General features: G+C 35.6%; 8 protein-coding genes. All 8 read right to left on the bottom strand.

Features of this window, described 5'->3' with window-relative positions:
• Positions 1-241: 241 nt before the first annotated feature.
• Positions 242-589 (bottom strand): 30S ribosome-binding factor RbfA, encoded by a 348-nt coding sequence (gene rbfA, locus BR44_RS02190; RefSeq protein WP_034550247.1) that lies wholly within the window; start codon positions 587-589, stop codon positions 242-244.
• A gap of 53 nt (positions 590-642) precedes the next feature.
• Entirely contained in the window at positions 643-2964 is a 2322-nt protein-coding gene (infB, locus tag BR44_RS02195; RefSeq protein WP_034550248.1) for a translation initiation factor IF-2, read from the bottom strand.
• A 14-nt stretch (positions 2965-2978) separates the two neighbouring features.
• Positions 2979-3284: a L7Ae/L30e/S12e/Gadd45 family ribosomal protein gene (locus BR44_RS02200; RefSeq protein WP_034550249.1), complete on the bottom strand. Its 306-nt coding sequence runs from the start codon at positions 3282-3284 to the stop codon at positions 2979-2981.
• Positions 3281-3565 (bottom strand): RNase P modulator RnpM, encoded by a 285-nt coding sequence (rnpM, locus tag BR44_RS02205; protein ID WP_034550250.1) that lies wholly within the window; start codon positions 3563-3565, stop codon positions 3281-3283. The genes BR44_RS02200 and rnpM overlap by 4 nt, the downstream gene beginning before the upstream one ends.
• A 14-nt stretch (positions 3566-3579) precedes the next feature.
• Positions 3580-4857, bottom strand: a complete 1278-nt coding sequence (gene nusA / locus BR44_RS02210; RefSeq protein WP_034550251.1) for a transcription termination factor NusA — start codon at positions 4855-4857, stop codon at positions 3580-3582.
• 33 nt (positions 4858-4890) lie between these two features.
• On the bottom strand, positions 4891-5364 hold the full coding sequence (rimP, locus tag BR44_RS02215) for a ribosome maturation factor RimP (protein ID WP_034550252.1): 474 nt from the start codon (positions 5362-5364) through the stop codon (positions 4891-4893).
• A gap of 210 nt (positions 5365-5574) precedes the next feature.
• Entirely contained in the window at positions 5575-9918 is a 4344-nt protein-coding gene (locus tag BR44_RS02220) for a PolC-type DNA polymerase III (protein WP_034550254.1), read from the bottom strand.
• A 109-nt stretch (positions 9919-10027) separates the two neighbouring features.
• On the bottom strand, positions 10028-11740 hold the full coding sequence (locus BR44_RS02225) for a proline--tRNA ligase (RefSeq protein WP_034550256.1): 1713 nt from the start codon (positions 11738-11740) through the stop codon (positions 10028-10030).
• Between the last annotated feature and the right edge of the window lie 17 nt (positions 11741-11757).

Genomic DNA, 11757 nt, shown 5'->3' on the forward strand with positions numbered 1-11757 from the left:
ACGTTCACTTCACGAATAATACTCGATGGTCTGTGACCATCTTGCGCTTTTTAGTGAAGCGATGCTGGTCTAAACGTTTTGTGTCCAACTCCCATTTTCATTCTCGAATCGTTCTAACGGAGAGTATTTCAAAAAATAAATACAACTATTACAGACGAATCCAACTTAACAGTCTGCGATTAGACTGTCACTATGTTTCTAATTGTTCTAGTTTTAAGTTTTTTTAGTCCTTCGTTTCTTTTTATTCTTTGTTTAAATCACGTAACAATTCGTCAATTCGGCTACCATACAAGACAGATTCATCAAGCGAAAAAGTTAATTCAGGAGTTTTATAAAGCGTCAAGCGTTGGCCTAATTCTCTTCTAATCAACCCAGTTGCTTTATCTAAGCCTAACTGAACCATTTCAAGATCTTTTTCTTTTTCAGATAAAATACTGTAGTAAATCGTTGCTTGTTGCAAATCTCCAGTTACTTTTACTTCAGTAATTGTCACATTTGAAACACGCGGATCTCTCACACGTTTGACTAAAATATCATTGACTTCTTTTTGAATTTCTTGAGCTACTCGCCCAGTTCTAAAATTTGCCATGATGTTCCCTCACTTTCATCATTTTTTCTTTATTTATTAATAAAAAGAAAAGATTACTTTCGTTTAATTTCAACCATTTCGTATGCTTCAATAACGTCATCCACTATTACATCATTGTAATCTTTAATCATGAAGCCACATTCGAATCCTTTTTTAACTTCTTTTGCATCATCTTTAAAGCGTTTCAAACTAGCTAATTCGCCTTCAAAAATCACAATATTGTCTCTGATTAAACGAATACTACTGTTACGAGAAATGTGACCATCCGTCACGAAACCACCAGCAATTGTTCCTACTTTAGAAACCGCAAATGTCTCACGAACGACTGCTTGTCCAGTAACTTTTTCTTCATACTCTGGATCCAACATGCCTTTCATTGCTGTTTCAATTTCGTCTATAGCATTGTAAATAATCCGGTGTAGACGAATATCAATTTTTTCTTGGCTAGCTTGTTCTTTAGCTTGTGGAGTTGGTCGAACGTTAAAACCAATGATGATGGCATTACTTGCTGCAGCTAATGTAATGTCACTCTCATTAATAGCTCCAACTGCCGTGTGTATGATTTTCACACGCACGCCTTCAACTTCAATTTTTTGTAAACTAGAAGATAATGCTTCTGCTGAACCTTGTACATCCGCTTTAATAATAACATTAACTTCTTTTAGTTCTCCTTCTTCTAAACTAGAGAATAAATTATCTAATGTCACACGGTTAGTCGTTAAGCGTTGGCTAGCCATCGCTTTTTGTGCGCGTGTTTCTCCAACTGAGCGTGCTGATTTTTCATCATCAAAAACAACAAATTGATCGCCCGCTTGTGGAGCTGTATTTAAACCAGTAATCTCCACTGGAGCAGAAGGTCCTGCTTTTTTAACACGTCTACCAAGTTCGTTAACCATAACTCGTACACGTCCATATGTGTTGCCGACTACAATTGGATCTCCAACTCGCAATGTTCCTTCTTGAACAAGTAAAGTAGCAATTGGTCCCTTACTTTTATCTAAACGAGCTTCAATTACTGAACCTAAAGCTGCTCTCTTAGGATCTGCTTTTAAGTCTTCTACTTCTGCAACTAATAAAATCATTTCCAATAATTCATCTAAATTTTTAGCAAATTTAGCAGAAATTTCAACGAATATAGTGTCTCCACCCCATGATTCAGGAATTAAACCATATTCAGTCAATTCTTGCATTACTCGTTCTGGATTAGCTGTAGGCTTATCAATTTTGTTGACAGCTACAATAATTGGAACTTTTGCAGCTTTAGCGTGATTAATAGCCTCGATAGTTTGTGGCATAACGCCATCATCAGCGGCTACTACAATAATGGTGATATCTGTAACATCTGCACCACGAGCACGCATTGTAGTAAAGGCTGCGTGTCCTGGCGTGTCTAAGAAAGTAATTGTCTTACCGTTAGATTTCACTTGATATGCACCAATATGCTGGGTAATTCCGCCGGCTTCGCCCAAGCTAACTTTTGTATTTCTTAAAGAGTCCAACAAAGTCGTTTTACCATGGTCAACGTGTCCCATAATTGTTACAACTGGAGGACGTGTTGCCAAGTTTTCTTCTTTTGTTTCTGTTTCAAAATAAACATCTAAATCAGATACGTCTACTTTTACTTTTTCTTCTGTTTCAATACCATATTCTGTTGCAAGAAGCTCAATAGCTTCTTTATTTAAACTTTGGTTTAAGGTAGCTACCACACCAAGTAGGAAAAGTTTTTTAATAATTTCTGCAGGTTCGCGATAAATTTTCTTTGAAATCTCCGCTACAGTCATTCCATCAGTATAGACCAAAACATCTGGTAATTCTTTGAATTTACGAGGAACTGGTGGGGCTACTGGTCTAGTTTCTCCACGTTTTCCTTTTTTCTTACGTTTGTTAAATCCACCATGAGTACCTTGTGCCCCACGATATCCTCCACGTTTTCCGCTAGTTCCGGTTGTTGTGCGTTGTTCCATTGGGTTGGTCGTACGTTTTACAATTGAATCTGCTTTCTTTTCAGCAGGTTTTGCTGCTGGTCGACTATTTGTTGATGGTGTCGTTTTTTTATTATTTTCTGTCTTAACTATTGAAGATGGTTTTGATTTCGTTTCAGGTTTTGTACTATTATTGGATGGTTTCTGTTTGTTTACTATACCCTTACCGCCTTTTTGTGTTGTATTTTTTTTTGTTTCTTCTTCTTTTTTCAATGTAGGTGTATTCCTTTTCTTGTTTGCAGCAAATGTCTCATTTAGCATCGCAACTTGTTTGTCTTCCATTGAAGACATATGACTACTATAATTAATTCCTAACTCCTTAGCTTTTTCAATTACTTTTTTAGTAGGTAAATCATGTTTTTTTGCAAATTCAAATACTCGCAAATTAGCCATTCTAACAACCTCCGTTAATTTAGTAATAATTCCCGGATTTTTTTCCCAAAACCGTTATCTAAGGTTGTACATATCGTACGCTCTTTTCCGATAGCCTGACTTAATTCTGATTTTGTAAAATGAAGAACTATCGGAATATTATAATAACGACACTTATCCGAGATTTTCTTTTTAGTTTGATCACTAGCATCAGTAGCAATTAACACTACCTTTGCTTGCTCTTTTCTAATTTCTTTTAATGTTAAGTCTTCACCTGTTACCAATTTGCCAGCTTTCATTGCTATTCCCAAAAGATTAAGTGCTTTTTGATCTTGATTCATAAATTCATCCGCGCTTTCTGACGTGATACATAATCTAGCAGTTCTTGATAAAACGAGTCAGTTAAAGCTGTCTCAAACGTACGGTCTAAAATACGTTTATCCCAAGCAATCTTTACAATAGCTGGATCAATTGAAACATACGCGCCACGTCCAGTCATTTTTCCACTTGGATCAATACTGATTTCGCCCTCTTTATTTTTTACTATACGAATCATTTCTTTTTTAGGTTTCATTTCATTTGAAGCAATACATTTACGCATAGGAATTTTACGCTTTTGCATATCTTTCACCTCTATTATTCTTTGTGTTCAGCTTCGTCTTCAGCCAATTCAATCATTTCTTCGGCTTCTTCTGAATCTAATATGCCTTCTTCTACTTCATCGTCTATCTCTATTTCATTCGTAAAGTCCTCTTGATCTTCTACTGTTTCAATCACTTCTGTTAGTGTATTTTCTTGTTCCGCACTCATTGTTTCTTCAATAGCAGAAACGTAATCTTTCGTGCGTTCTAAGCCAGCTTCTTTTTCAACAACAAGCGAATCTTGCATATCTGATTCTGACTTGATGTCGATTTTAAACCCAGTTAGTTTAGCAGCTAGACGAGCATTCTGCCCACGCTTACCGATTGCAAGAGACAACTGGAAATCTGGTACCACAACGACACAGCTACCTTCTCTTTCGTTAAAAGTAACATCAACAACTTGTGCAGGATTTAATGCATTAGCTATGAAAGTTGCAGGATCTGCGCTCCATTCAACAATATCCATATTTTCGCCTTTTAATTCATTTACAATCGCTTGAACACGTTGTCCTTTAGGACCAACACAAGTACCTACTGGATCAATGTTTTCGTCTCTCGACATCACAGCAACTTTGGCTCTGTCGCCGGCCTCACGAGCGATTGATTTGATTTCAACAATACCATCATATATTTCTGGGACTTCTTGCTCAAATAATCTTTTTAATAAATCAGGATGACTACGGCTCACAAAAATCTGTGGCCCTTTTGATGTATTTTCGACTTTTGTTACATAAACTTTTATACGGTCATGAGGTTTATACACTTCATTCGGTATTTGTTCTTGTTTAGATAATACCGCTTCAATTTTCCCAAGATTCACATAAATGTAGCGATGGTCTTGTCGTTCAACTATCCCTTGCATTATATCATTTTCATAAGTAATAAATTCGTTATAGATGATACTACGCTCTGCTTCTCGAACGCGTTGCATAATAACCTGTTTTGCTGTTTGTGCTGCAATTCTACCAAAATCTTTAGGAGTCGTTTTGAAACGAATTGTATCTCCTAATTCGTAAGCATTATTAATATCTAAAGCATCTTCCAAACTAACCTCTAGACGTGAATCAAATACGACATCAACAACTTCTTTTACCGCGAACACAAGAATGTCACCTTTTTTTATATCAAATTCAACTTCTACATTTTGTGCTTGCCCGTAATTTTTTTTATATGCAGAAACTAATGCAGCTTCCAAAGCATCAATTACGATTTCTTTTGCAATGCCTTTTTCTTGCTCTAGGGTCTCAAGGGCATTTAGCATTTCTTTGCTCATTTCATTTTCTCTCCTGTCCAATAACCGTTTAATTTAAAACTGAATTGCTAGTCTAGCTTTTGCAATTTTTTTACGATCAAATTCGATTTCTTTTAATCGAGTTTTAATACGTACTGATAAAATCAAGGTTTCTTTTGTAACTTGTTTTAATGTTCCTTCATAAATTTTTTCACCATCAAAAGCCTCATACAATGAAATATGAATATATTCTCCAACAGCTTGAATATAATCTTCTTCTTTTTTTAACGGTCTTTCAGCTCCAGGTGAAGATACTTCTAAGAAATAAGCTTGCGGTATTGGATCTGGATCCATTGCATCCATTTTTTCGCTAATTTTCTCACTAATAAAAGCACAATCTTCCAAAGTAATACCCTCTGGTTTATCTATATATATCCTCAAAAACCAATTTTTACCTTCTCTAACAAATTCTGCGTCAACTAACTCAAATTCAAAACCGTCGACTATGGGTTGGACAATATCACTAACCGTTTCAACCACACTTGTCATCTTATACCGCCTCCTTTTAGATACATATACCTGTCTGCCGAAAAAGAGTGAGCGTCGCCGCTCACTCTTTACCAAGATATCTAAATACAGTTAAATAATAACACAAATCCCTAACCATAGCAACAAAACCAATGGTAAATACGTGTTTTTTTATCTTAGAGTTATCTTAATAGACAAGTTTACATTGCTAACCTAGTCTATCTTCTCTATCTAAAATAAATCAAATAGGGAAAGTTGATTTTCGTCGGGCATTCCTTTTAAGACACCATTTTCATTCATATACTCAATAACTGTTTTAGATACTTTTCCGCGTTTACTTAAATCCTCTTTAGATAAAAAGGGTTTATCTAATCTAGCTTCTACTATTTGATTAGCCACATTGGCACCTAAACTTGGTACAGCTCTAAAGGGTGCAATCAAAGAAGTGCCTTCAATGACAAAATCTTTCGCGTCAGATTTAGCTAGATCAATCATTTTAAAATTCATTCCACGCTCCACCATCTCATTGGCTAATTCTAAGACAGTTAAAACATTTTTTTCTTTTGTTGAGGCATCCAGGCCTTTATCTGTAATTTCTTTCATTTTAACTTTTATACTTTCTTTTCCTTGGCACATAGCTACTAATTCAAAATCCGTAGCACGAACAGAAAAATAAGCAGCATAATACAAAATAGGAAAGTGGACTTTATAATAAGCTACACGAAGAGCCATTAAGACATAAGCAGCAGCATGTGCTTTAGGAAACATATACTTAATTTTTAAACATGAGTCAATGTACCATTCTGGAACTTTTTCAGCTCGCATCTCTTTTTGCCATTCATCAGGAATTCCTTTGCCTTTACGGACAGATTCCATAATTTTAAAGGCTAGTCCATCCTCTACACCATTGTGCATTAAATAAACCATGATATCATCACGACAGCCAATAACTTCAGATAAAGAAATATCATTTTCGCGTATTAATTCTTCTGCATTGCCTAACCACACGTCGGTTCCGTGAGAAAGTCCTGAGATCTGAAGCAACTCAGCAAACGTTGTTGGCTTCGTTTGTTCTAACATACCACGAACAAAGCGAGTACCAAATTCTGGAATACCCAATGTTCCTGTTTTAGATTGAATTTGTTCAGCGGTAACATCTAGTACTTCTGTTCCACCAAAAATTTTCATTACCTCTGGATCATCTGTTGGTATTGTTAGAGGATCAATTCCCGATAAATCTTGCAACATCCGAATAACAGTAGGATCGTCATGTCCTAAAATATCTAATTTTAACACATTATCGTGAATGGAGTGAAAATCAAAATGAGTTGTTTTCCATTCAGAGTCCTGTGCATCAGCAGGAAATTGGATGGGCGTGAAATCATACACATCCATATAATTTGGAATAACAATAATCCCACCTGGGTGTTGACCGGTCGTTCGTTTAACACCCGTCGATCCTTTAGCTAATCGATCAATTTCTGCTGCACGAAAATTCAAATTTTGATCTCGCTCGTAAGCTTTCACATATCCAAATGCTGTTCGGTCTGCTACTGTACCGATTGTACCTGCTCTAAAAACATACTCATCTCCGAAAAGAACTTTCGTATAATCATGTGCTTTTGATTGATAATCGCCAGAGAAATTTAAATCTATATCCGGGACCTTGTCGCCATTAAAACCTAAAAATGTTTCAAATGGAATATCATGTCCATCTTTATGCAATCTAATCTGACAATTTGGACAGATTTCTTCAGGTAAATCATATCCCGAACCAACAGAACCGTCTGTAAAGAACTTGGAATATTTACATTTTGAACAACGGTAATGTGGTGGCATGGGATTAACTTCTGTAATTCCAGTCATAGTAGCCACAAAACTAGATCCAACAGAACCACGCGAACCAACCAAATATCCTTCTGAAATACTTTTATGAACGAGTTTTTGTGAAATCAAGTAAATAACTGAAAAGCCATTACCGATGATACTGGTCAATTCTTTTTCCAATCTTTTTTCAATAATTTCTGGCAAAGGATTTCCATATAAGCGATGGGCTTCATCGTAACTTAATTTACGGATTTCTTCTTCTGAACCTTCAATTTTCGGGGTATATAACTCTGTTTTTACAGGTGTCATTTCAGCAACAGATTCAGCTATCATTTGAGTATTTTCAACAACAATTTTGTGTGCTGTCGACTTACCCAAGAAAGCGAAAGCCTCTAGCATGTCATCAGTTGTTCTAAAATGTACTTTTGGCAACTCACTTCTATTTAACGGATTCGCTCCACCTTGAGAATTTATCAATATTTTACGATAAATATAATCTTCAGGATTCAAATAATGGACATTCCCTGTAGCTACAACGGGCGTATCAAGTTCTTCTCCTATTTGAACCATATTCCGGATGATTTCTTCTAAATCATCCTCCGAATTAACAAGTTCTTGTTCTAGTAAAGGTGCATACACTTCTTTAGGCATGACTTCTAAAAAATCATAAAACTTTGCTTTATTTTTAGCTTCTTCAACGCCTTTTTGCATCATCGCTTCGAATACTTCACCTTGGTTGCATGCAGAACCTACGATTAGGCCTTCACGTAGCCTAATCAGTTCTGATCGAGGAATTCTTGCATTTCTAAAAAAATACTGTGTCATCGATAATGAGACTAATTTAAACAAGTTTTTTAATCCCGTTTGTGTGGTTGCAATGATCGTACTATGGAAAGGGCGAGCACGTTTGTACGAATCCCCTTCACCAATTCGATCATTTAATTGATTGTGATTAACTATTTGATAGTCTTCTTCAGCTTCTTTTAAAAACAACCAACAGAGAAAGCCTGTCGATTCAGCATCATAAATAGCCCTATGATGTTGCTCTAAAGCTACACCATATTTTTTAGCCAAGGTATTTAATCTATGACTTTTTAATTGTGGATGAAGAAATCTAGATAACTCCAGTGTATCAATGACTGGATTACTATTTTCAGCCAAGCCTTGTCTTGCGTTACTTGTATTTAAAAAACCCATATCAAAACTAGCATTATGTGCAACTAATATATGTTCTTTTGCAAAATCTTCAAACAAGGCTAATACTTCTTTTTCAGTTTTTGATCCTCTAACCATATCATCAGTGATCCCTGTTAAATTTATTGTCGTTTGTGATAGAGGATGACCGGGGTCAATGAAATATTCGAACTTTTCAATCACATTTCCTTTATACATTTTAACAGCTGATAATTCAATTATCTTGTTATAAACTGCAGACAACCCTGTAGTCTCTACATCAAAAACAACATAAGTTGCTTCGGCTAACTCTATATCACTAGAGTGATACGCAATCGGAATCCCATCATCAACGATATTAGCTTCTATACCATATAATATTTTTACACCGTATTTTTGTCCAGCTTGAAAAGCATCTGGAAAAGATTGAGCTCCAGCATGATCGGTTATCGCTATGGCTGGATGACCCCATTTTGCTGCTTGAGCAACTAAATCAGTAATGTTATTTGTTGCATCCATTTGACTCATATTACTATGCAAGTGCATTTCAACACGTTTACTATCTTTTGGCGCCATATCTTTTCGTTCTTCATGGAAGCTTTCGGAAATATCTTGGGCATTTAAAACTAAATCTCGCATAAAATTATCCTCTTGGACACTTCCACGTGCTTTCACCCACATACCTTTTTTGATGGCCGCGAAAGCCGCTTCGTCTTCAGGTGTATTCGAGAATTTTTTGACAGTAAAAGATGAAGAATAATCAGTAATTTTGACAATCAATAATTGACGTTCTGAACGAAGAACACGAATTTCCACATCAAATACAAAACCTTCAATAGTTACTCGTCTTTCTTCTTCTATAATCTGATCCATTTGTTTAATTTCTTCTTTATCAGCTATCTTCCGGCCTAAAACGATTGGTCCTTTAGCAATATTTTCAATTCCTTTTTCTTTATTGTATTTCTTTTCGTCTTCAGCTTTCTTTAAGTTTTCACCTGCTCGTATACTTAATAAAGCATCAGCTTCTTCTTTTTTTTCTTTAAACTCTGTTATTTTATTGTTGTAACTGTCTTCATCGATAACTGGTTCTATTTTAAAAGATGGAAAGCCTAAACTTTGATAGGCTACTTCCACGGGTGGTAGATACTGATTAATTAAACGACCTTTTACTACTTCATTCTCAACTAAAAACTGAATTTTTTTCCCATTCAATAAAGGAAATTGCTCTTGAAATGCACGATTACATAATGGTGATGAAACACCACTTCTTTTTACGACTGAAGGCCAATACTGTTCTAGCTTTTCAACCGTTATGTGAGGGTTTATCGCTTCAATCGATACTTCGATAGCCGCGATAGAACTAAAGGTCAATTGAAGTTTTTCAATAAACAGTTGATAAACTTCAAAAGGCAAAATATCTGTAAATCGCAAGTTAAAATGCCATGTTTTTGAAAATTTATGCACTGTTACTTTTTTTATTTCACCTTTTTCAAAATAAGATTGATATTCTATTGCGTTTTGTAACCCTATTTGCTCCAGCAATTTCTGAAATAATTCTTTTTGATTTAAACTCATAAACGACTGACTCCTTTCAATTACACTCACTTACTCTAAATAAAGACAGCAAAGGAAGCACAGACAAGTAAAAATGTACTTGTATCGGCTCCCTTTGTTTCTTTATCCTTTAATTATTTTCAGGATTCAGTAAAATTGCCATTGTTGAAATCATTTCATCTTTTCTAACTTCAATCGTTTCACCAGTTTTGCGAATTTTAATTTCTACTATGTCCTCAGCGGCTTTTTTCCCCACGGTTATACGAATAGGCAGACCAATTAAGTCAGAATCAGCAAATTTCACCCCTACCCGTTCAGCACGATCATCTAATAAAACTGAAAAACCAGCTTGTTGTAGAGAGGCATATAATTCTTCAGCCAAGTTGACTTGGTCATCTGATTTTATATTAACTGGTACTAAGTGAAGTTCATAGGGGGCTAACTGTCGAGGCCAGATTAAACCTTTATCGTCACTTTTTTGTTCAGCTATCGCTGAAAGCAATCGGCTAACACCAATTCCATAACAACCCATAATGACAGGGATAGAACGCCCATTATTATCTAACACCGTTGCACCCATTGACTCACTATAACGAGTACCTAATTTAAAAATATGTCCAATTTCTATTCCTTTTGAAAACTTCAGTACTCCTTGTCCGTCTGGAGAAAGTTCCCCTTCCTTAACAAAACGTAAATCCACAAATTTTTCGATAGAAGCATCCCGTACAGGATTAACATTTATGAAATGATGGTCTTCTTCATTCGCGCCTGCAACTGCATTTACCATATCTTGAACATACAAATCCCCCAAAACGCGAATGTCCTCTTTAACATTCATAGGGCCAACAGAACCAAAGTTTACTCCCAAAAATTGATTTGCTTCTTCATCTGTTGCCATCTCTAAGGCATTAACATTTAAAAAGTTCTTAAGTTTTACATCATTAACTTCGTGATCACCTCGAATGACAGCTAAAACAGGTATGCCATCAGCAATGAATAACATACTCTTCATCACATCGCTTGTTTCTACTTTCAAGAAATCCGCTACTTCTTCAACCGTTTTACAGTTTGGTGTAGCTATTTTTTCTAATTCTTTCTCAACTTTACTTGATTTTTTATGCATGTAAAAACTAGTTGCCATCTCTAAATTAGCTGAATAATCACTAGAATCAGAATAAACGATAATGTCTTCACCTGCATCAGAAATAGCTGTAAATTCTTTTGAATCACTTCCACCCATTGCACCAGCGTCACCAATGATATTTCTAAAATTTAAACCGCAACGATCAAAAATACGCGTATAAGCTTCTTCAAAATTTAAATACGTTTTATCTAAACTTTCATAGCTGTCATGAAATGAGTAAGCATCTTTCATTAAAAATTCTCGACTTCTTAGTAATCCAGAACGTGGTCTCTTTTCATCACGATATTTAGTTTGTATTTGGTATAACGATAAAGGGAGGCGCTTGTATGAATTAATTTCATCTCGAATTAAGGCAGTAAAAGCTTCTTCATGTGTTGGTCCTAACAAATAATCTCTACCATGTCGATCAGTTAACTTCATTAAGTCTTCTCCATATGTTTCATAACGTCCTGATTCTTCCCATAACTCACGAGGTAAAAGAGATGGCATTAACATTTCAACAGCATCAATCTTTTCAAATTCTTCTCGGATAATCAATTTAATCTTTTCTAAAACTTTATTAGCTAAAGGAAGATAACTATATACTCCACTAGATATTTGTCTGATATACCCTGCTCTCAATAAAAGTTGATGACTCAAAACTTCAGCATCGTTAGGGGTCTCACGCAAGGTTGGCACGAATAATTTTGATTGTCTCATGACTGGTTATCTCCTTT

The organism is Carnobacterium funditum DSM 5970 (assembly GCF_000744185.1).
GTDB lineage: Bacteria > Bacillota > Bacilli > Lactobacillales > Carnobacteriaceae > Carnobacterium_A > Carnobacterium_A funditum.

Excerpts from the sequence above, each read along its gene's own strand:
- rbfA (WP_034550247.1), bottom strand. The coding sequence starts at position 589 with ATGGCAAATTTTAGAACTGGGCGAGTAGCTCAAGAAATTCAAAAAGAA.
- infB (WP_034550248.1), bottom strand. The coding sequence starts at position 2,964 with ATGGCTAATTTGCGAGTATTTGAATTTGCAAAAAAACATGATTTACCT.
- BR44_RS02200 (WP_034550249.1), bottom strand. The coding sequence starts at position 3,284 with ATGAATCAAGATCAAAAAGCACTTAATCTTTTGGGAATAGCAATGAAA.
- rnpM (WP_034550250.1), bottom strand. The coding sequence starts at position 3,565 with ATGCAAAAGCGTAAAATTCCTATGCGTAAATGTATTGCTTCAAATGAA.
- nusA (WP_034550251.1), bottom strand. The coding sequence starts at position 4,857 with ATGAGCAAAGAAATGCTAAATGCCCTTGAGACCCTAGAGCAAGAAAAA.
- rimP (WP_034550252.1), bottom strand. The coding sequence starts at position 5,364 with ATGACAAGTGTGGTTGAAACGGTTAGTGATATTGTCCAACCCATAGTC.
- BR44_RS02220 (WP_034550254.1), bottom strand. The coding sequence starts at position 9,918 with ATGAGTTTAAATCAAAAAGAATTATTTCAGAAATTGCTGGAGCAAATA.
- BR44_RS02225 (WP_034550256.1), bottom strand. The coding sequence starts at position 11,740 with ATGAGACAATCAAAATTATTCGTGCCAACCTTGCGTGAGACCCCTAAC.